Below are 22,526 nucleotides of genomic sequence, written 5' to 3' on the forward strand. Positions count from 1 at the left end.
TATAAACAAATGTATGTTATTTAAAACGAACTCTAAAACTCAAATTAGGAGTAAAGCCAAGCGACTTGTTTTCAATTTTAGATATAGATTCATCTTCGTTTAAAATGTAGTAGCTGTTAAGTGTATTCTTTCGGTTAAGTATATTCCAGATTGAAAAACCTATTTCAGCTTTCGTATTTCTAGCTAAATTTAAATTATAAGTTCCAGAAAAATCAGTTCTAAAATAATCATCTAAATTAGTTTTATTAGCAGTATTATAGTTAATGTTATTATCAAAAATTGGCTGAACATCATTAGGGGTAGTAGTGGGTTTTCCGGAATTCCAATTAAAACCTAATGCTAGTTTTAAATTATTAACAGTGTAAGTACCTGCAAAAGTTAAAGCATGAGAAACAGCAGTGTTATTGGCAAAGGCTTGCGCATTGTTTAGTGTTGAAAATGAATAATCGTTATTACTTAAAGAGTAGCTTAGCCAAGAGCTAAAAGCATTAAATTGCTTGTTAATTAAAAAATCGATGCCTTTAGTTTCATAATTCCCAATGGCATTAATGTTTTGATATTGGTTTTGAAAACCTTGACTTTTTGTAGTTATACCATCTACATGTTTTATAAACGCTTCTGCACTTACCAAAAGCTTGTTTTTATTGTAATGTAAGCCAATAGAAGTTTGTTTACTTTCTATAATTGGTAGGGTAGTATTATTTGCTAACACCCAACGGCGTTTTTCTATGCCTAAAAAATCGTTTTGACGGTCTATTACTTGTGACGTTACTTGGCTTTTAAACTCACCTAGTAATTCAACTTTAAAATGTTTTAGAAATTTATGATTAAAACTTAAGCGTGGTTCTAGTAATAATACATTAAAAGGCTTATAATAATTACTTCTAGTACCAATTTTTAAATGTGTTCTATTGTTATAAGAAGAAAAAGTAAATTCACTAAAAGTGGAATGTGTACTAACCTCATGCTCCATCTCACTTCTATATTCTGGATCGTTTATTTCCTCTAAATTGGTGACGCTTACTTGAGAATATTGGTAACCATTAGTCCAACGTAAGCGTTCGTTAAAATCTAGTTTAAGTTGAAGTGTTATACCATAATCTTTAACAGCATTATTTTGTAGTAAACGTTGGTTGTTTTCTATATCAAAATTAGTAGCATTTAGTTTGTAGTCAGACAAGTTTAGTTGTACTTCACTACTTAAAAACGAACTCCATTGCCTATTATAGTTTAATCCAGCGGCAAGATTTCGTTGCGTAATTCCGCTAATTAAAGCAGTTGTAGTGCTGTTTTCTAGATAATCTAATGTATTAAAAACTGTAGTAAAGCTAAGTCTTAATTTATCTTTAGATGAAAGGTCATGTAGTAACTTTGCACTTATATCGTAAAAATAAAAATTTTCGTTAGAGGTTGAGTTTTTATTGCCTTCAGAAGTATTATTAATGTCCGAATCCTGAAAGATACGATCAAAATACTGCTGATAAGTTGGAGTATTTACAGCATCTGTAATCGAACGTCTTGCAGATAACTGTAATTCCATATTGTCTTGTAATTTTAACTTTGTAAATGCATCGGCTTGAATTAAATTTAAACCCAAGCCATAGGAACTTTCTTTATTTGTATTAGTATCCAAACGCATATCTATTGTACTAGAAACACCATCGCCGTATAAAGCACTTGTACCATTTTTAGATATAACTACATTAGAAATTAAGTTAGGATTAAAAGCAGAAATTAAGCCGAAGAAATGACCAGATTGATACATTTTTATACCATCCCAAAGAATTAAGTTTTGATCGTGAGTGCCACCTCGAACATTAAGGTTGGAAACCGATTCGTTTATACTTAAAACACCCGGCAAAGCTTGTACGGTTTGCAATACATCAGCTTCTATTAAGCCAGGAAGAATACCAAACTCATCTGGATTTAAAACAACTTCTCCAGTTTTTGTTTTAGTAATACCTGTTGTTAAATAAGTATTTAGTTGCACCTCTTCAAGCGCTTCTATTGGTCTTGTTCTTTTTTTACTAGGAGCAATGGCAACAAAACGACTGTTTATAATTTTAAAGTTTAAATTAGTGTTTGTTCTTAGGTAAGTTATGGCATCATTGTAAGAGAGTAGTGTTGAAGGTTCTGTGATTTTTACACCTTCTGTAGTTTTGTCTGCATAGGTAAATCTAATGTCAAAACGTTTTTCTAAAGCTTTTAAAACTGTTATAAGAGGAATTGTTTCAGTTTTAAAAGTTTGAGAGTTCACACTAATAAAACTAAAAAAGAATAGGATAATTAAGAGAGTGAACGTAATTTTTTTACTCACGCTTTAGCGATATCTTATTGTTGTTTTTAGTATAGGCTAAGTTAAGCGGAATAGTGATGGCTTGCAATGCAATATCCAAATTATTATGTGCAAAACTACCTGAAAATACTTCGTTAATGTCTATATTATTAACGCTAAATGTGACATTGTATTGTCTTTCAAACTCTGCTATTACTTGAGCGTAAGGCATACTTTTAAAAGAAGATTCGTTGTTAATCCAAAACGGACTAGTATCATCAGTTTTTGGTCTTTCAACTAATTTATTGTCTAGTATTAAAAAACTTTCTCCGGGTTTTAAAATACGACTAGTTTTGTTGTGTTCTACTTTTACAGAACCCTCATAACAAATAACTTCAAAAAGATTATTTCTATTATTAATATTAAATTCAGTACCTAAAACAGAAATATTTCCAGCCGTTGTATGTACCGTAAATTTAGAGCCTTTGGCAACTTTAAAATAAGCTTCTCCATTTAGGTCAAGATTTCTAGCATCTTCCCAACTTTTTTTATTAAAAGCTAAAGTAGATTTAGCATTTAATTTTACTTGAGAATCATCGGGTAAAACTATGTTTTCTTTTTGTGCAAATTCGGTTGCTATATTAGTGTTTAGCGTAGTAGTGTAATAGTAAGATCCAATACAAATAGCTAAAATTGCAGCTATACGCATAAAAGGTTTTAACCAATTATTTTGTTTTTTTGATTTTGTTTTTAAGGCAATGTTTAATCTTTCTAATTCAATATCAGATTCAAGTTCTTGAGGTTTAAAATCTTGTAATGCAGCGTTCAGCCTAGTTAATTCGTTGAAGTCTTCTAGCTGTTTAAAAGCTTGAAATTCCTGCGAATTTAGGTTGTTACTTAACCATTTCTTTATTAATACTTCTCTTTCCATTTTATTTGTAATCAATTATATAACAACATAAGTATATAAACTCCTACCTTAAAAGTAATTTATTATAAAAATTATAGTTCACTAATGTCTTTACGTAACTTTTTTAAAGCACCATAAATGCGTTTTTCTACAGCTTTTGTACTAATTCCTAAAACCTCAGCAATTTCTTTATGTTTTTTGCCATCAATTCTATTCATTAAAAATGCTACACGTTGTGCTTCACTTAAGTTTGCTAATGCTATTTGTAATTTTTTCATATACTGTTTTTCTTCCAAAACAAATTCTGGAGTCTCATTAGTATAGTGTTTTGGTTTTGTTTGCTGATATTTTAAAACAACCTTTTGATGTTTGGTTTCATTCAACATTAAATTGTTGCCAATTGTAAAAAGAAAACTTTTTGCCTTTTCAGGAGTTACTTTTTTACAGTTTTCCCACAGCTTAATAAAAGCTTCTTGTGTCTTGTCTTTAGGGTTTAAACGTTCGCCAAATTTGTAATGCAAAAAGTTATTTAGATCCTGTGAATGCTTCTTAAATAAAGAATTAAAAAGATGTTCTTCACAAATGTTATTATGTAATTTTTTAGGCATTACGGTTTTAAAATTTCTTAAAAGTAAAAAAAGGAATCATAGTATGGCACATTTTTTTAGCAATTATATAAATAAGGTGTGTTAAAAATTAAGTCTGAAACTAATATTAGGTGTAAATCCAAGTGATGTATTTTCGACTTTAGATACTGTTTCATTATTCATTAAATAATAACTATCAAGTGTGTTTTTTTTATTAATAATATTCCAAATAGAAGCACCAATAATAGCTTTGTTATTATTTAACTTAAACTGATAAGTAGTTGAGAAATCTACTCTTAAATAATTATTTAAACGACTGCTATTTGGGGATTGGTAATTAATTCCGTTATCAAAGATAGGCTTGTTTTTCAAAGGTATGGTATATGGCTTTCCTGAGTGCCAGTTTAATCCTAAGCCTATTTTTAGGTCTTTTAAAGTGTAAGCGCTGGCAAAATTAATAACGTGATTAATGTCTACATTATTTGGGAATTCTTTCCCTTTATTTAAAGTACTAAAAGTATATAAATTTGAACTATAACTATAGCTTAGCCATGTACTAAAAATATTATTAAATTGTTTGTTTATTAAAAAATCGACACCTTTAACTTGGTAACTTCCAATAGCATTAATAAATTGATATTGGTTTAAAAAACCTTGACTTCTAGTTGTAATTCCATCAACCTTTTTTATATAGCCTTCGGCACTTATTAATAATTTGTTTTTATTGTAGGTAACTCCTAAACTTACTTGTTTACTTTTAATAATTGGAATAGTAGTATTGTTTGCTAAGACCCATCTACGCTTTTCTATGCCTAAAAAATCCTTTTGTAAATCTATAGTTTGTGATGTGCTTTGGCTTTTGTATTCACCTGAAATTTCTACTCTAAAATGTTCCAGAAATTGTTGACTAATATGCAAACGTGGTTCTACAATATGAATATTAAATTTTTTATAATAATTGTCTCTAACTCCTAGTTTAAGTAAAGTGCTTTTATTTTTGGATAAATAATTAGTTTCAATATAACTTGCGTAGCTACGAATAACACGCTTAATGTAACGTCTAAATAATGGATTGTTAACGTCTTCTAAATTGCTAATGCCTATTTCTGAAAATTGAAACCCAGTATTTAAATTAATATACTTGCTAAGACTATAGTTAGTTTCAAGTTTAAATCCAGCATCTATAACTTTGTTTTCTTGAATTAAACGTTGGTTGTTTAAAATGTCATAATTTGTAGCATCTAAATCGTAATTAGAATAATAAAGTTGAGCATACGTACTTAGCTTATTATTCCAGTTATGTTGGTAGCTTAATCCTGAAGCTAAACTTTTTTGTTTTAATTCACTTTTTGAAGATTCATTTATTGAATTCATAATAGATTGTTCTTCGTAATTTAAAGCATTGTAGATATTTATAAAGTTAAAACGAAGCTTGTCTTTTTTAGAAATATCGTATAAAAACTTTAATGATAAATCATAAAAATAAAAGTCCTCGTTTTTTGAAATAGAAGCATCATCTTTATTTGTTAAATCAGAATCTTGAAAGACACGTTTAAAATACGCATTGTAAGTTGGTGTATTTATAAGATCTGTTACAGAACGCCTTGCTGCAACCTGTAATTCTGTTTTTTCACTTAATGGGAGTGAAGTAAAACCATCAACATTAATTAAGTTAATACCTAATCCACCTTTAGATTTTTGACTTAAACTGTCTGACAATTGCATATCAATAACACTAGAAACACCATCGCCATATTTAGCACTAGTTCCATTTTTATAGACCGAAACGTTTTTTGTTAGATAGGGATTAAAAACCGATATTAAACCAAAAAAATGACCAGATTGGTACATTTTTATGCCATCATAAAGTAATAAGTTTTGATCGTGTGTACCACCACGAATATTAATATTCGAAATAGTTTCATCAGCACTCAAAACACCAGGTAAGGATTTTATGGTTTGCAATACATCTGGTTCTATTAAGCCAGGTAAAATGCCAAATTCTTTTGGTTTTATGGTAATGCTTCCTGTATTGTTCTTGTAGATTCCAGAGGTTAAATAGTTTGAGATAACGACTTCTTCAAGTTTTTGAAACTTAAAGTGGTTTTCTCTATCTTTTAATTTTGAAATAGTAATAAACTCATTATTTAATTTGTTAAACCTAAGTTGGGTTTGTTTTTCTAACGAATTTAAAATAGCTTTTAAATTATCTTCTTTTTTATAAATAATTAGAATATCACTAATATCCTTATCTGCATAAGAAAAGTTGATATTAAATTGTTTTTCAATAAGGTCCAATACATCAACTAATGCTTGCCTTTTGTTTTGAGAAAAAACAGAAAAGTAACCAACAAAAAAAACAAATAGAAATAGCGTAAATTTATTCAAGCGTTAAAATAATAGTTTTGTTCTTTATTATATAATTTAAATGTACTGGTTCAGTAATCGATTTTATTGCTATTTCGATATCAGTGTGAGTAAATTTTCCTGTGTAAATTTGAGAAGTGTCTATTTGTGAAGCGTCAATAGTAATATCGTATTGTCTCTCAAATTCGTTTAATACATTACTTAATGGAATGCTTTTAAATGTACTCATGCTATTAAGCCAATCTGGCTTAACATTAGAAATTGTATTGTCGTTTTTTATTTTTCCGTTTAATGATAAAAAGGATTCACCACGATTAAGTTTAATTTTAGTAGCCTTATATGTTACTTCAACCAAACCTTCATAACAGGTAACTTCAAAATAATTAGAGCGCTGTTTTACATTAAACTGTGTGCCTAAAACTGTTACTTTACCAGTATTTGTGATTACATTAAATGTGCTTCCTTTTTTTACTTTAAAAAAGGCTTCTCCATCTAGTGTTACTTCTCTTTTTTTGTCCCAATCCTTTTTATTAAAAGAGATTTTAGATGATGCGTTTAAATTTACCAAAGATAAGTCGGGTAATTCTATATTCGCTTTTTGAGCAAAATCACTACTAAATTTAGTGTCAAGTGTTGTTGTGTAGTAGTATGAGCCAAGACAAATAGCCAAAACAGCAGCAACTTTTAATACTGGTTTAAACCAGTTTTTGTTAGCTTGTTTTTTATTCTCAATTTTTTCAGAAAGGATGTCAAAAGATTTATCTGTATTAAAACTAGGTGCTTTATACTCTTCTGTATAAGTAGACAACTTAATTAAAGATTGATAATCCTCAAGAGCTTCGAAGGCTTTTAATTCTTGAGGATTCAAGTCTTTATCTAACCATTTTTTTATCAATTCTTCTTTTTCCATAACAATCTTCATGTATAAGACAGGATACTTTTAAAATCTCCTACCCATTGTAAAAAAATATTTAATTTATATCGTATTAAATACCATCAATCTCTTTTCGTAATTTCTTTAAAGCACCATAAATACGTTTTTCGACTGCTTTAGTACTAATGTCTAAAATTTCGGCAATCTCTTTGAATCTTTTACCTTCAGTTCTGTTCATTAAAAAAGCAATACGTTGAGGTTCTGTTAAATTCGCAATTGCTTTTTCTAGTTTTTTTCTATATTCATCTTCTTCCATTAAAAACTCTGGAGATTCATTAGAGTAGTTTGTTCGTTCTATTTTTGTGTGTTTTAAAACAACTTTTTGATGAGCAACTTCGTTGAGCATTAAATTATTTGCAGTAGTGTATAAATAGCTTTTTGCTTTTCCAGGAGTTATTTTTTTACAGTTTTCCCATAATTTAATAAAAGCTTCTTGTGTTTTATCTTGTGGACTTAAGCGCTCACCAAATTTATAGTACAAAAAATCATGTAAGTTTTTTGAATGCTTTTTGTAAAAGACTTCAAAGCGCGATTGCTCACATATATTTTTATAAAGATCTTTGTCCATAAGTTGGGAAAAGTTAGCTTATTTTTCTCAAATATAATTTTTTTTAATTGGTGGGTAGGGAATTTTAAAAGTATCCTGTCTTATTATTGAAGTTAATAATGAATTGCTTTGAAAAAGAAACATTAATTAAAATCGAACATTATGAAACCAACTTTAAGAATTATGAATTTTAAAAAGCTCCTTTTTTTACCGCTTATTATTTTTGCATTAATACAGTCCTGTCAAACGGAAGAGACAGAGATTACAAACCCACCAGAAGAAGATATTATTGAAGCTAATTCTACAATAGCTAATTTAATGAGTAAAACAACCTCTAATGATGGTTCTGTAGATAATATATTAGATTATGCCAATTGTTTAGAAGTCGTTTTACCTGTAACAATTGCGGCAAATGGAGTAACTATAACTATTGAAAGCTCTACAGATTATAACACTCTCGAAACACTTTTAGATGCTTTTGCAGATGATGGAGACGAGATTGTTTTTACTTTTCCTATTACCGTAACTTTAAATGATTATACCGAAATAGTAATTAATAATCAAGCAGAATTAGAGACTCAAATAGAGTTATGTAATGGAGAAAATGAAGATGATGATGACATAGAATGTATAGATTTTCTATACCCAATAAGTGTTTCTATTTATAATTCTAATTTTCAAGTTACGGAGACAGTTGTTATTGAAGATGATGAAACACTATACAATTTTGTTAACGATATAGAAGGAGGTGTTTTAGCAAGTTTAAATTTTCCTATTACAATGGTTTTAAGTAATGGTAATACTGTAATTGTTAATAGTAATCAAGAGTTAGAAGCAGCAATTACAGATGCAGAAGATAATTGTGATGAAGACGATGATTACGATTGGAATGATGATGATTTTGAATGTTCTGAAGATGCTATAGAGTTAGTGCTTGTAGAATGTCTTTGGGATATTGCAATAACTAGTCCTTCAGGATTAACGAGTTATGAAGATGCTGAGTTTACTTCAAATGGAGTTCTTAATAATCAATTTGGAGGAGATTGGTGGTTGGAAGTTGCAAACGGAGAGATTATATTGAATATAGATACTAATTCGGCTCCTTTAACAGGATCATGGGTTTTTGCAGAATGCACTAATGATGAATTAGTTTTGATAAATGGAAACCAAACTATGGTTTTAGAACAAGATTGCGATTCAAATAATCCATTTGATTGTTTTGAAGATGCAGATGCCGAAATTAGTGCTTGCGATGGTGATATAGTTGATGGTTTTGCAGAGTTTGATTTAACTACAGGTTTTCCAAATTGTATTTTACCTGCTATATCTACGATGTCATATCACGTAACAGAATCGGATGCAGTTGCAAACATGAATTCAATTGCTACACCAAGTAATTTTATAAATACAGTAGTGAATTTACAAACGATATATGCTCGTGTAGGATTAACTACAAATCCTGATGCTTATGAGGTGTATCCAATTACATTAATTGTTAATGACTGTTGTGATAATCCAGGTGTTTTGTTAAACGATTTAATAATTTATATGCCTTTTGCAGAAGAAGCTCACGATTTAATAAGCGGTTTTAATGCACAAAGTATCACAAATACATTTATAGAAGATAGAAGCGGGAACTCTTTGTGTGCTATGGCATTTACAGGAAATGATACATTTGAAATACCTATAAATGGAGATAATCAACTTATTCAGGGAGACAGCTTTTCTATTAGCGTTTGGTTTAAAATGCAAAACACAGATGCTGGAGATTTAGAGATGATCTTTAGGTCACCAGGAAATGCAACTCAAGGATTTCAGTTGGGAGTTTACGATTTAAATACACCATTATTTTCTGATAATTCAAATTTTAATCTTTGGGATAACGACTGGAATGGTGAGGTTGATGTAGAATGGGTAAATACAGATTGGCATCATCTAGTTGTAACAGTAGATGCTAATAACACCGTTAAACTATATAGAGATGGAATACAAAGAAATGTTACCGAAAACTCAACTTTAAATATTGGTTCTCAGCCAGCAAGTGCATATATTATAGGAGAAGGTTTTGTTGGGCATTTAGACGATTTAAGAGTTTATAAAAAAACACTTAACCCAAATGAAGTAAACACATTATTTACTTTGAATGGAGAATGTTATAACTGCTTATAGTTAAAATATAGTTTTTTGTTAAGTTAATTATTAGCAATACAGAAAGGTTACTAAATTTAGTAACCTTTTTTTATGGAATTATTTGTATCCGAAACTTCGTAAATAAGCTTCAAATTCCTATTTTTGTGCTTCTTAAAAACAGAAAAAATTATGTTTAATAATTTAAGTGAAAAGTTAGATAAAGCGCTACACGTACTAAAAGGTCATGGAAGCATTACAGAAGTTAATGTAGCCGAGACTTTAAAAGAAGTACGACGTGCACTTTTAGATGCCGATGTTAACTTTAAAATAGCTAAAGATTTTACCAATCGCGTAAAAGAAAAAGCATTAGGAGCTAATGTATTAACAACATTACAACCAGGGCAATTAATGGTTAAAATCGTTAAAGACGAATTAACCGAGCTTATGGGAGGAGATGCTGCAGGTATTAACCTTTCTGGGACTCCAACAGTAATTTTAATGTCTGGTTTACAAGGTTCTGGTAAAACAACATTTTCTGGAAAATTAGCAAATTTCTTAAAAACTAAAAAAACAAAGAAACCTTTATTAGTTGCTTGTGATGTTTACCGTCCAGCAGCCGTAGATCAATTACATGTAGTAGGAGATCAAATAAAAGTAGATGTTTATAGCGATAAAGGTAATACAGATCCAGTTGCCATTGCATTAGCAGGTATCGCACATGCAAAGGAAAATGGACATAATGTGGTAATTATTGATACAGCTGGTCGTTTAGCTGTAGATGAAGCCATGATGACCGAAATATCGAACATACATAAAGCTATCGAGCCTCAAGAAACGCTATTTGTAGTGGATTCTATGACAGGTCAAGATGCTGTAAATACAGCAAAAGCCTTTAACGATGTCTTAAATTTTGATGGTGTAATTCTAACAAAATTAGATGGTGATACTCGTGGTGGAGCTGCGATTTCTATTAAATCTGTAGTAAACAAACCAATTAAGTTTATTGGTACAGGTGAGAAAATGGAAGCTATAGATATTTTCTATCCTTCACGTATGGCAGATCGTATTCTTGGAATGGGAGATGTTGTATCTTTAGTTGAAAGAGCTCAAGAGCAATTTGACGAAGAAGAAGCAAGAAAAATACAGAAGAAAATTGCTAAAAACCAATTCGGATTTGATGATTTCTTAAAGCAGATTCAGCAGATTAAGAAAATGGGTAATATGAAAGATCTTGTAGGCATGATTCCTGGAGCAGGAAAAATGATGAAAGATGTTGATATAGACGATGATGCTTTTAAGCATATTGAAGCGATTATTCATTCTATGACTATTCAAGAAAGAACTAATCCTTCAGTAATTAATGCAAGTCGTAAAAAGCGAATTGGAAAGGGATCAGGAACCTCTGTAACACAAGTAAATCAACTTTTAAAGCAGTTCGACCAAATGAGCAAAATGATGAAGATGATGCAAGGTGGAAAAGGAAAAGCAATGATGAATGCAATGAAAAACATGAAGTAATTTCTGTTTTTTAATTTATAATATAAAGTTATACTCGATAAAGGCAACCAATTAAAGTAATACAATAATGACTATACTTGACGGTAAAAAAGTAAGTAACGATATTAAAAACGAAATCAAAGCTGAAGTTGATAAAATGAAAGCTAATGGCGAAAAAGTACCGCATTTAGCTGCTGTTATCGTTGGTAATGATGGCGCAAGTTTAACTTACGTTGGTAGTAAAGTTCGTGCATGCGAGCGTGTTGGTTTCGAGTCTACAATGGTGCGTTTATCTAACACAACAAGCGAGGTTGAATTATTAGATAAAATTGAAGAATTAAATAATAATGATGATATCGATGGTTTTATTATTCAATTGCCTTTACCAGAGCAAATAGATACTCAAAAAGTATTAATGGCTGTAAACCCAGATAAAGATGTTGATGGTTTCCATCCAATGAATTTTGGTAAAATGGCATTAGATATGTCTACTTTTATTCCTGCAACACCATTTGGTATTTTAGAGTTATTAGATAGATATAATGTAGATTCCAAAGGAAAACATACTGTAGTTATTGGCCGTTCTCATATTGTTGGAAGACCAATGAGCATATTAATGGGAAGAAAAGGATTTCCTGGTAACTCTACAGTAACACTAACACATAGTCACACTAAAAACATTACACAAATTACATCTCAAGCAGATATTATTATTTCGGCATTAGGAGTTCCTAATTTCTTAAAAGCAGAAATGGTAAAAGATGATGCTGTAATTATAGATGTTGGTATTACACGTGTACCAGACGAATCACATCCAAAAGGTTATGTAATAACTGGAGATGTAGATTTTGAAAATGTAAGTAAAAAAGCAAGTTTTATTACACCAGTTCCTGGTGGAGTAGGACCTATGACAATTGCAATGTTATTAAAAAATACATTATTAGCAAGAGAGCGTCACAGAGCAAACGTCTAATAGATTATAAAAAGAACTCATTTTAATAGTTTCTTTTATTTCAATATAAAATCGAATTGTAACTCATGTTATAATTCGATTTTTTTTTAAGTTCAACCAGAAGTGATTCAAATTTATTATTAATCGTTTTAAAATTCATTAAGTATATTCGTAACGTGATTTTTTCTAAACTTAATTATATTGGCTCCGTAGAAATAGGAAGCCTTCAGCATATTATTCCAATTGTAGTTGCTTTAGTTTTTGCAACTATTCTAATATGGTTCTCTAAAAACAGATTTAATAATAAGCAAAAAGAGCTTGTTTTTAAAGGTATAGGTCTTTTTGTGTCTTTAACAGTTTTAGTATTTCATGCAAATCTTATTATAAAAGGAAACTATTATCTAGTAACAGATTTGCCATTGTTTCTATGTAGCTTTATGGCGCTTTTTATTTTCCTTTTTACCAATAGTAGAAAATATTGGCTTTTCGAAATTTTATTATTTTGGATTATAGCAGGAACTTCTCAAGGTGTAATTACGCCAGACATTTCGGTAGGTTTTCCAAGTTTAGATTACTTTCGTTATTGGATAGCACATTTAGGGTTAATAGTTGTTATTTTTTATGCGATTTTTGTTTTTAAAATGAGACCAACATGGAAGAGTATGTTTAAGTCTTTTTTAGCTATACAAGTGTATATGCTTGCTATTTTTTGTGTTAATTATCTTTTAGATGCTAATTATTCTTATTTAAATAAAAAGCCGAATTCAGCATCTGCTTTAGATTATTTAGGAGATTGGCCAACGTATTTAATAGTGGTTGAGATGATTTTAATCCCTTACTTTCTAGTTATCTATTTGCCTTTTTTTATTGCTGATAAAGCTAAAAAACTATTTAGCAAATAACTGACTTCTATCTTTAAAGGCTTTAAACTCTAAAGCATTATCTGCAGGATCCTTAAAAAACATTGTTGCTTGTTCTCCAACTAAGCCTTCAAAACGAATGTATGGTTCTATAATAAACTTAATGTTTTTAAGTTTTAGGTCTTCCGCGAAAGCGTGAAAACTATCCCAAGGTAAAACAACACCGTAATGCGGAACAGGTACATGTTTACCATCCACAGTATTGGTTTTAGTTTCTTCTAAAGATTGTTCTTTATAATGGATAACTAATTGATGTCCAAAAAAGTTAAAATCTATCCAATGGTCACTACTTCTACCTTCTTCACAGTTTAAAATGTCGCGATAGAATACACGACATTCAGCTAAATTATGAACAGGAATAGCAATGTGAAATGGCGATAATTGTGACATAATTTATAACGTTAAATAGTATTACTCTTTTCTTCTATTAATAGAATGAATTTTGTTTGTTTCTTTAGTTTCTGTAGGCTTGATATCTTGTTTAGATTCTTTATAGTGCTTGTCTGAATCTACTAAAAGCATGTTTAAAGTCTTTAATTCATCAGCAGTAAATTCACGGTATTCACCTACAGGGACATCAAGCTTAATATTCATAATTCGAGTACGTTTAAGCGAGGTAACTTCGTAAGTTAAATATTCGCACATACGTCTAATTTGTCTGTTTAAACCTTGTGTTAGAATGATACTAAAAGTATGAGAGTCTATTTTTCTAACCGTACATTTTTTAGTTGTTTTATCTAGGTCTTCAAGATAAATACCTCCTGCCATACGTTTAATAAACGTTTGCGATATTGGTTTGTCTACGGTTACAATATATTCTTTATCATGATTATTACTTGCACGTAAAATTTTGTTTACAATGTCTCCATCGTCTGTAAGGAAAATTAAACCTTCACTCGGTTTATCTAATCTACCAATAGGAAAAACACGTTTTGGATATTTTATATAATCAATAATATTGTCTTTTTCAACACGAGTATCGGTTGTGCAAACAATACCTACAGGTTTATTAAAAGCGAGATATACAAAATCTGCTTTACGTTCTGTAATCGATTTACCATCGACTTCTACAACATCGTTTTGGGTTACTTTTGTTCCTAATTCTGGAACAGATCCATTAATAGTTACACGTCCTGCATCTATAAGTCTATCTGCTTCGCGACGTGAACAATAACCTGCTTCGCTGAGGTATTTATTAAGTCTAGTAAGTTTTTCTTCCATAATGCAAAGTTACAATTTAACTAGCGATATATTCTAGAATATGATTGTTAACAATCTCATTTCGTAAACCGTGTCCATATCCTTTTGTAGTGATAAAAGTAGCATTTTTATGATTTTTTGCAATCATCTCAGCATCATTATATGGGATGATTTTATCCTCAACATCGTGAATAATAAGTGTTTTAGTATCTATGTTTTTAGCGAAATTAGCTAAAGAGAAATAAGACGGTAAATTGTTAAAACGTTTTAAGACTAAATTGTTTAGTCCGTTTTCAATACGTTTATTATAACCCATCATATCTACATAGCGTTTAAATACGCCTGTGAATTCAGATGGAGCTCCAAGTAAAATAAGTTTTTCTAAATTTTTATTCTGATATTTATTTTGGTAAAAACCTGTAGCCATTCCTCCAACCGAATGTCCAATTATTATGTCTGCTTTGTAATGTTCTGCTGCAAGATGAATACATTCTGAATACATAACTGCATTAAACTGTTTTCCGCTAGAAGCGCCATGTGCAGGAGCATCAAGTGCAATAATATTATAATTTAATGCTTTTAGTTGATTAATTAAAACTTCCCAACGGTGTGTATTACTTTCCCAACCATGAGCGAGTAAAATAGTTTTACCTGCACCTTTCCAATTATATGTTAAGATATTAAGATTCTCATGTTTTAATTGATGTGTTTCTGCCGAATCTAAAAAAGCTTTTTGTTTCTCTAAAACGCGTCCTTTTCTTGGAGTAGCAAATAAATCTAATGCTTTATCCGAAGCATATTTTGGAGAAATATAACTTATAGCGTTTAAAGAGTTACCTATAATTTTTATTATTGTATTGGACATCTATACTAGATCATTTTTAGAATTATTGTAATTGTTTTAATAAGAAATACCGTTACTCTCTATTTACCAAATCCATTGAGAAAGCAGGTGTGCAAATAGCAATGTACTCGCAAGCAATGGTAAAAGGATTTGAATACTGTACACGCGTGTTTTTTTCTATTTTAATAGATTGACCGGCTTCTAAAATAATTTCCTCATCATCAATAATAAATTGTTTTTTACCTTTTATTATATAAGTATATTCGTCGAATTCGGGTGTTTGAAATGGCTCACTCCAGCCAGCAGGAGCAATCATATGTGCAATACTAATGTCTTTATTGCCGTCTGTTGCTTGTCCAAAATGTTCTTCTATAACTTTGCCATCGGTTGTTGGTACAACAAACGGACTGTTTTGGATAGTGTATTTTCTGTTCTTCATATTGGCTTCAATTTAAAATACTATTTAAGTGGTTTTTTCTTTATCATTCCTCCTCTTAAATCTTTTACAATGCCCATAATTATAAAAGCACTTTTATCGATCTTGTCTATTTCGGTGTGTAGTTTTGCAAGCTCTAGTCTTGTTACAATAGTATAAATAATGTCTTTGTCATGCCCTTTTTCTTTTGTATTATAGCCTCCTTTTCCAGCGTAAATAGTACAAGCACGACCTAATTTGTTTGTAATCATGTCTTGTAAAGCATCGTGATGTTCAGAAATTATAGTAACACCAACATATTCTTCTACACCGTCTACTACAAAGTCAACGGTTTTTGCAGCAGCTAAGTATGTTAAAATAGCATATAAAGCAGTTTCAATAGAAAGTGTATAAGCGCCAACCGAGAAAATAACAATATTAATTAATAGTAAAACATCACCAATGGTAAGCGAGAATTTTCTACTTAAATAAATAGCTAAAACTTCTGTGCCGTCAATAACACTGCCACCACGCATTGCCATACCAATTCCTAAACCTAAGAAAAAACCGCCAAAAACGGCAATTAATAACTTGTCATCGGTTATGGTTGGGTAATTTACATAATGCACCACAACGGCTAGAAAAGTTATTGCGATAAAGCTTTTTATAGCAAATTTGGTATTAATAGTTCGTGTGGCTAATAATAGAAAAGGAATATTAACTATTAGTAATAAAACGCCAAGTGATAAAGAGGTTATATTTTGAATTAATAAAGAAATACCGGTAGCTCCACCATCTATAAAATGATTAGGTAGTAAAAATCCTTTAAGTCCAAATCCAGCAGAAAAAACGCCAATAATTATAAAAATAGACTCTTTTATGGCGTGACTTATTTCTACTTTTATGTTGTTTACAACTGGACCAATTTCTTGAGGAGTTATGGTCTCTTTTTTTAGTTGTTTTTTTTCTATTCTTTTACGGGCAACGTCTACTAATAATTTTGAAAAAAGTGGATTCATTACGTTGCAGTTTTTTGTCTTAATTTAAAAATAAAGCTTTTCGGTTTTTAACCTATTTGGTCTAAAAAACAACTTAATTGTCATTAGGCTATTTAAGATTAAATTACCAACCAACCATAAAGTATTTAATTTTTGCAGTATCAGGAATATGAGTTGCTTCAATTTTTTTAGACATATCGAAACGTAATTCTCCGGGTAATTCCTCTTTGCTAATAGTGAAAAATGTATTGTTTTCATTTACTAAAATCACAACATTTCGTAAGGTGTTTTCTATACTAGATATTTTGTGTTTTGCTTTAATATCTCCAAACGTGCTAAGAGTTGTAATACCGGTTTTTGTTTTGTAACGAGAATCTAATACTTTAATGGTACCAATAGTTGCAGTAGAGTCTAAAGCTTCAGTTGGTGATAATTCTAATAGTTTCTTTCCGCCTTTTTCGAATATTAAAATATCATTTACATTTCCTAAAAACTCGTCTCCTGCTATTTTTTTTACGATAGAATCTTTTGCGAAAATTGCTTCAAGATCTTTAACTTGAGTAGAATCTGTTAATAAGCCAATATTATGCTTAGATATAGAAAATGGGTTGACTTCTGTGTTGCAAGATGTCATTAGTATTGAAATTGTAAGTAGGGTAAAAACTATTTTTTTCATGGGTATTATTTGCTTTTTGTTTCCGCAAAGACGGAAACCTTTTTGTAATATTATATTTGGGTTGTATGATTTGTTTTCGGTAAGTACCAGAACTAGCTTTACTTTTTTACATCATCTTTTTTAAGATTCCAAAAACACTTCTAATAAAAGTAGCGCTAGTTAAAACTTTAATAATTGGATTTTGTGCTGTGCTTTTCCTTCTTGTTGTCGTTCTACTTGCTTTTTTCGCTTTAGCTGCGGCTTCTTCTCTCTCTTCTTTAGCATCGGCTTTAATTTTTGCTTCTTCTGCTTTGTCAATTCTTTTGTTAAGCATTTCGTAAGCACTTTCTCTGTCTATCTCTTCATTGTATTTTAATACTAGTTTAGAGTCGTCAAGTAAATTTTGTAACTCTGTTTTAGTTAACACATCCATACGGCTCATTGGAGCACGCATCATAGTTGCAGCTAATGGAGTAGGTCGTCCTTTTTCGTCTAATGCAGATACTAATGCTTCTCCTGTTCCTAGTGAGGTTAGAATTTCAGCAGTGTCATAATAATCTGTATCAGGATAGTTTTGTGCAGCAAGTTTAATTGCTTTTCTGTCTTTAGCAGTAAAAGCACGTAAAGCATGTTGTATTTTTAAGCCAAGCTGACTTAATACTCCTTCAGGAACATCGGTTGGGTTTTGAGTAACAAAGTACAAACCAACACCTTTACTACGTATTAATTTGACAATACTTTCTATTTGACTTAATAATGCTTTAGAGGCTTCATTGAAAATTAAATGGGCTTCGTCTATAAACATAATTAATTCTGGTTTTCCAGAATCACCTTGCTCAGGCATAGTTTCATAAATTTCAGCTAAAAGGCTTAACATAAATGTAGAAAACAGTTTTGGTTTATCTTGAACATCTGTTAAGCGAATAATGTTTATATAACCTTTGCCGTCTCTTGTAGTTCTTAATAAATCTTCAACTTCAAAACTCTTTTCTCCAAAAAACAAATCTCCTCCTTGTTGTTCTATTTCAACAACTTTACGTAAAATAGCTCCAGTAGAAGCACTTGATATTCTACCATATTCATCAGAAAATTCTTCTTTTCCTTCTTTAGTAGCGTATTGTAATATTTTTTTGAAATCTTTTAAATCTAAAAGCGGAAGTTTATTGTCGTCACAATATTTAAAAATTACTGCAACAACACCAGATTGTGTATCTGTTAAATCTAAAATACGAGATAGTAAAACTGGACCAAATTCAATAACAGTAGCACGTAAGCGTACACCATCTTGTTCAGACAACGACATTACTTCTACAGGAAAGCCTTTCGCTTCGAAGTCTAAACCAATTTTAGCATGACGTTCGTCTATTTTTTCATGACCAGGACTTGGTTGTGCCAATCCACTTAAGTCACCTTTTATGTCCATAAGTAAAACAGGAATACCTTTTTCACTTAAATTCTCAGCTAAAACTTGGAGTGTTTTTGTTTTCCCAGTTCCAGTAGCTCCAGCAATTAAGCCATGACGATTCATGGTTTTTAAAGGTATTTTTACAAAAGCGTCTTTAATGGTTTTGCCATCTAACATTGCTGAGCCTAAGGTTATAAATTCTCCTTTGGTGGTGTTTCCGTCTGTGATGTGTTTAAAGAATTCGTCTTGTCTGCTCATGATGGTTTAATTTTATAAAAGTATAGTAAAGATAAAGAAGAAAAATATCATTTTTCAACTACAAATAAATGATTTCAAAGTATTTGCATAATTAAAGTTTAATCAAGTTTGCTAATACCTAAATTTATAAATCTAGCATCTAACTCAACTCCTCCATTATTTAATACATAGCGAAATGTAACAGAGTCGTTTGCTGATACAGGATACATTACATTTCCACTAGTTCCCCAATAATCAGTACTTGGTAAGCTCGAAAAACCTCTAGATAAATAGGCGACTAAATTCCCATTAATTTCTAAGGCTAAAATGTATTTTTTATTGCCACTTGGCATGTTTCTAGTTGAAAGTGATGCACTAAATAGGTAATTGCCATCTTCTTTTATTCTAAGTTTACCATTGCTAATAACTTGATAAATACTTGAGTTTGTAGTTATAATATCTGCGGTTCCAATTGGAAAATTTATAAAGTTATTGTCTGGAGTTTCTAATGCATCATTTCCAGCAGAATAACTTTTGTTTAGTATTATACTGTTGTTTGATGTGCTAGACCATTTATTGTTTTTATAAACACATAAAGAATTTAATGTAGTGTTAAAAACTAAAGAGCCAGTTAGAGGAGTGGTTATTAAGTTCATTTCTTCTGTAGTCATTCTTGGAGGAACAAAAGCTCCAGTTGTACTATCTACTTGAAGCGCAGAGCCATCGTCAGGGTTTGTTGTGCCAATTGCAACTTGTGAATAAATAGAGGATGTGTAAAGGAAGGATGCTATTAATAGGTACAGAAAATTGTTTTTCATTAAGAATTAGTTGAGGGAATTATTTTTTACTATTGAAGCGAAATTAGAAAAAATAATTAGAATAATTAAAGACTTAAAAGATTAACTTAATTTCTATCTTTGCAAGCTATGACGGAAGAAGTTCAAGATTTAGTAAATCAAGGGAAAATGTTGCCTTTAATGGAGGAATTTTACACTATACAAGGTGAAGGATTCCATAAAGGTACAGCTGCTTATTTTATAAGAATTGGTGGTTGTGATGTTGGTTGCCATTGGTGCGATGTTAAAGAAAGTTGGAATGCACAATTACATCCTCCTACAGGAATTGAGCAAATTGTTGCAAACGCAAAAAAATATAGTAAAACTATTGTTGTTACAGGTGGTGAACCATTAACTTGGGACATGACGGAATTAACAAAGCAGTTAAAAGCTGAAGATATGAGTATTCATATTGAAACTTCGGGTGCTTATGAGTTGTCTGGACAATGGGATTGGATTTGTTTGTCTCCAAAAAAGATGAAACTCCCAACACAAGGCGTTTACGATAATGCCAACGAATTAAAATGTATTATTTTTAATAAAGACGATTTTCGCTTCGCGGAAGAGCAAGCTGCTAAGGTAAATGGTGATTGCATTTTATATTTGCAACCAGAATGGAGTAAAAGAGATACAATGGTGCCTTTAATTGTTGATTATGTTATGGCTAACCCAAAATGGAAAGTTTCTCTACAGACACATAAGTATTTAAATATTCCTTAAAATAGAAGATCCTTAGTTTTAGGGATTCTTTATATATTTATAATAAATAACACGCTTACTTTTTTATTGAAAGAAGCGTGTTTTTTTATGCTTTTTATTTAGTGTTTTGTGAATTTTAGTGCTTTTATCTTTGTTGTTTCTTGCAATAGCTTAATAATTTGTTTTCTGAATTTCAATTTTAAATCTTTTTTCTTAAAATTCAATTGAAATAATTTCATTTAACATTTAAAATGTTAATTTTAGTTTTAATATGAAAGCATTTAGTTGTTATATGTTTTATAAATGAAACATTAATTCAATATTTGCTTGACAATCAATAATAAAAGAATTTAAAATATATAAGTTATGTGTGGAATTGTATGTGCTTTCGACCTTAAACAAAAAAGTGAAGATTTAAGACCTCAGGTTTTAGAAATGTCTAAAACTATTCGTCATCGCGGACCAGACTGGTCCGGAATTTATAGTGACGATAAAGCTATTTTAGCTCATGAGCGTTTAGCAATTGTAGATCCAGCTTCTGGAAAACAACCGCTATTTAGTCCTGATAATAAATTAGTGTTAGCAGCAAATGGAGAAATATATAACCACAGAGAATTACGTAAGCAATTTGAAGGCAAGTACGATTTTAAAACAGAAAGCGATTGCGAAGTTATCTTAGCTTTGTACCAAGAAAAAGGAGTTGATTTTGTAGATGAAATGAATGGAATCTTCGGATTTGCTATTTACGATACAGAAAAAGACGAATACTTTATTGCTCGTGATCATATGGGAATTATTCCTTTATATATAGGATGGGATCAAAACGGAACTTTTTATGTTGCTTCAGAGTTAAAAGCTTTAGAAGGTATTTGTACTAAAATAGAATTATTTCCTCCAGGACATTATATGTCTAGTAAAGATGGCGAATATGTAAAATGGTACAAAAGAGATTGGAGCGAATATGATGCAGTTAAAGATAACGAAACAAGTATTGCAGTAATAAAAGAGGCTTTAGAAGCTGCGGTGCATAGACAATTAATGAGCGATGTGCCTTATGGAGTGTTACTTTCTGGAGGTTTAGATTCTTCAGTAGTATCAGCTATAGCAAAAAAATATGCACAAAAACGTATTGAGACTGGAGACGAAAAAGAGGCTTGGTATCCACAAACGCATTCATTTGCAGTAGGATTAGAAGGTTCTCCAGATTTAGCAGCGGCACAAAAAGTTGCAGATCATATTGGAACTGTACATCACGAAATAAAATTTACAATCCAAGAAGGTTTAGATGCTATTAAAGATGTTATTTATAACATCGAAACGTATGATATTACAACTATTCGTTCTTCAACTCCTATGTATTTAATGGCAAGAGTTATTAAGTCTATGGGTATTAAAATGGTTTTATCTGGTGAAGGTGCCGACGAGATTTTTGGAGGTTATTTATACTTTCATAAAGCGCCAAATGCAAAAGAGTTTCATGAAGAAACGGTTAGAAAATTGGATAAATTACACATGTACGATTGTTTAAGAGCTAACAAGAGTTTAGCTGCTTGGGGAATTGAAGGACGTGTGCCATTTCTAGATAAAGAATTTATGGATGTTGCAATGCGCATTAATCCTCAAGATAAAATGATTAACGGAGAACGCATGGAAAAATGGGTTATACGTAAAGCATTTGAAGACATGTTGCCAGAAAGTGTAGCTTGGAGACAAAAGGAGCAGTTTAGCGACGGTGTTGGGTATAGCTGGATTGATACGCTTAAAGAAGTTGTAGATGCAGTAGTAACAGATGAGCAGATGGAGAATGCAGCATATAGGTTTCCAATACAAACACCTCAAAATAAAGAAGAATTCTATTACCGTTCAATTTTTGAAGAACACTTTCCAAGTGACGCAGCAGCATTAAGTGTACCTCAAGAGGCAAGTGTAGCTTGTAGTACAGCTATTGCTTTAGAGTGGGATGAGGCATTTAAGAACATGAACGAACCTTCTGGTCGTGCCATTGCAAATGTGCATGATAAAGCATATTAATACGTGTTTGGTTCTTTAAGAAGAGTGATGGAATCTGTCATTTTATTATAAATTAAATACTATCAATAAACGAAAGTGCATACCGTT

General features: G+C 30.8%; 20 protein-coding genes. 6 read left to right on the forward strand and 14 right to left on the reverse strand.

Going from position 1 to position 22,526, the window contains the following annotated elements:
- Positions 1-16 precede the first annotated feature (16 nt).
- From ASC41_RS06030 to ASC41_RS06055, 6 genes are all read right to left on the reverse strand, one after another.
- Positions 17-2,257, reverse strand: a complete 2,241-nt coding sequence (locus tag ASC41_RS06030; protein ID WP_241489634.1) for a TonB-dependent receptor plug domain-containing protein — start codon at positions 2,255-2,257, stop codon at positions 17-19.
- A gap of 52 nt (positions 2,258-2,309) precedes the next feature.
- Positions 2,310-3,206: a FecR family protein gene (locus ASC41_RS06035; RefSeq protein ID WP_055435733.1), complete on the reverse strand. Its 897-nt coding sequence runs from the start codon at positions 3,204-3,206 to the stop codon at positions 2,310-2,312.
- 71 nt (positions 3,207-3,277) lie between these two features.
- On the reverse strand, positions 3,278-3,793 hold the full coding sequence (locus tag ASC41_RS06040; RefSeq protein ID WP_055435734.1) for an RNA polymerase sigma factor: 516 nt from the start codon (positions 3,791-3,793) through the stop codon (positions 3,278-3,280).
- Positions 3,794-3,874: 81 nt separating this feature from the next.
- Positions 3,875-6,160 (reverse strand): TonB-dependent receptor plug domain-containing protein, encoded by a 2,286-nt coding sequence (locus tag ASC41_RS06045; protein ID WP_055435735.1) that lies wholly within the window; start codon positions 6,158-6,160, stop codon positions 3,875-3,877.
- Positions 6,153-7,049, reverse strand: a complete 897-nt coding sequence (locus tag ASC41_RS06050) for a FecR family protein (RefSeq protein ID WP_055435768.1) — start codon at positions 7,047-7,049, stop codon at positions 6,153-6,155. Before ASC41_RS06050 ends, ASC41_RS06045 begins: the two co-directional genes overlap by 8 nt.
- Before the next feature lie 76 nt (positions 7,050-7,125).
- Positions 7,126-7,641, reverse strand: coding sequence for an RNA polymerase sigma factor (locus tag ASC41_RS06055; protein ID WP_055435736.1), 516 nt, complete (start codon positions 7,639-7,641; stop codon positions 7,126-7,128).
- 141 nt (positions 7,642-7,782) lie between these two features.
- Here ASC41_RS06055 and ASC41_RS06060 point away from each other — a divergent pair, with 141 nt between their 5' ends.
- The 4 genes from ASC41_RS06060 (at position 7,783) to ASC41_RS06075 (ending at position 13,101) form a co-directional block, all read left to right on the forward strand.
- Positions 7,783-9,789: a LamG domain-containing protein gene (locus ASC41_RS06060; protein WP_055435737.1), complete on the forward strand. Its 2,007-nt coding sequence runs from the start codon at positions 7,783-7,785 to the stop codon at positions 9,787-9,789.
- 150 nt (positions 9,790-9,939) lie between these two features.
- Entirely contained in the window at positions 9,940-11,268 is a 1,329-nt protein-coding gene (gene ffh, locus ASC41_RS06065; protein WP_055435738.1) for a signal recognition particle protein, read from the forward strand.
- A 67-nt stretch (positions 11,269-11,335) separates the two neighbouring features.
- Complete coding sequence (locus tag ASC41_RS06070) at positions 11,336-12,220, forward strand: bifunctional 5,10-methylenetetrahydrofolate dehydrogenase/5,10-methenyltetrahydrofolate cyclohydrolase (protein WP_055435739.1); 885 nt, start codon at positions 11,336-11,338, stop codon at positions 12,218-12,220.
- 155 nt (positions 12,221-12,375) lie between these two features.
- Positions 12,376-13,101 carry a YwaF family protein gene (locus ASC41_RS06075; protein WP_152971426.1) on the forward strand — a complete coding sequence of 242 codons (726 nt, stop codon included), beginning with the start codon at positions 12,376-12,378 and terminating at the stop codon, positions 13,099-13,101.
- Here the strand turns inward: ASC41_RS06075 and ASC41_RS06080 are convergent.
- The 8 genes from ASC41_RS06080 to ASC41_RS06115 all read right to left on the reverse strand — a co-directional run bounded on the left by ASC41_RS06080 (position 13,087) and on the right by ASC41_RS06115 (position 19,691).
- On the reverse strand, positions 13,087-13,509 hold the full coding sequence (locus ASC41_RS06080; RefSeq protein WP_055435740.1) for a VOC family protein: 423 nt from the start codon (positions 13,507-13,509) through the stop codon (positions 13,087-13,089). The two genes, ASC41_RS06075 and ASC41_RS06080, sit on opposite strands and share 15 nt — an antisense overlap.
- A gap of 21 nt (positions 13,510-13,530) precedes the next feature.
- Positions 13,531-14,340 carry a 23S rRNA pseudouridine(2604) synthase RluF gene (gene rluF / locus ASC41_RS06085; RefSeq protein WP_055435741.1) on the reverse strand — a complete coding sequence of 270 codons (810 nt, stop codon included), beginning with the start codon at positions 14,338-14,340 and terminating at the stop codon, positions 13,531-13,533.
- 16 nt (positions 14,341-14,356) lie between these two features.
- A complete protein-coding gene (locus ASC41_RS06090) occupies positions 14,357-15,184 on the reverse strand; it encodes an alpha/beta hydrolase (RefSeq protein ID WP_055435742.1) in 828 nt (275 codons plus the stop codon).
- Positions 15,185-15,236: 52 nt separating this feature from the next.
- The gene (locus tag ASC41_RS06095) at positions 15,237-15,602 is read right to left on the reverse strand and encodes a cupin domain-containing protein (protein ID WP_055435743.1); all 366 of its coding nucleotides are present in this window, start codon (positions 15,600-15,602) and stop codon (positions 15,237-15,239) included.
- Between the two features lie 20 nt (positions 15,603-15,622).
- Complete coding sequence (locus tag ASC41_RS06100) at positions 15,623-16,597, reverse strand: YitT family protein (protein WP_055435744.1); 975 nt, start codon at positions 16,595-16,597, stop codon at positions 15,623-15,625.
- 103 nt (positions 16,598-16,700) lie between these two features.
- The gene (locus ASC41_RS06105) at positions 16,701-17,252 is read right to left on the reverse strand and encodes a hypothetical protein (RefSeq protein ID WP_055435745.1); all 552 of its coding nucleotides are present in this window, start codon (positions 17,250-17,252) and stop codon (positions 16,701-16,703) included.
- A 106-nt stretch (positions 17,253-17,358) separates the two neighbouring features.
- On the reverse strand, positions 17,359-18,894 hold the full coding sequence (locus ASC41_RS06110) for a helicase HerA-like domain-containing protein (RefSeq protein ID WP_055435746.1): 1,536 nt from the start codon (positions 18,892-18,894) through the stop codon (positions 17,359-17,361).
- A gap of 98 nt (positions 18,895-18,992) precedes the next feature.
- Positions 18,993-19,691, reverse strand: coding sequence for a hypothetical protein (locus ASC41_RS06115; protein WP_055435747.1), 699 nt, complete (start codon positions 19,689-19,691; stop codon positions 18,993-18,995).
- 108 nt (positions 19,692-19,799) lie between these two features.
- Here ASC41_RS06115 and ASC41_RS06120 point away from each other — a divergent pair, with 108 nt between their 5' ends.
- Together ASC41_RS06120 and asnB are read left to right on the forward strand one after the other, a co-directional pair.
- A complete protein-coding gene (locus ASC41_RS06120; RefSeq protein WP_055435748.1) occupies positions 19,800-20,429 on the forward strand; it encodes a 7-carboxy-7-deazaguanine synthase QueE in 630 nt (209 codons plus the stop codon).
- A gap of 345 nt (positions 20,430-20,774) precedes the next feature.
- On the forward strand, positions 20,775-22,439 hold the full coding sequence (gene asnB, locus ASC41_RS06125) for an asparagine synthase B (protein ID WP_055435749.1): 1,665 nt from the start codon (positions 20,775-20,777) through the stop codon (positions 22,437-22,439).
- The last annotated feature ends 87 nt before the right edge of the window (positions 22,440-22,526 follow it).

The sequence above is a fragment of the Lacinutrix algicola genome (assembly GCF_001418085.1).
In the GTDB taxonomy this organism is placed as follows: domain Bacteria; phylum Bacteroidota; class Bacteroidia; order Flavobacteriales; family Flavobacteriaceae; genus Lacinutrix; species Lacinutrix algicola.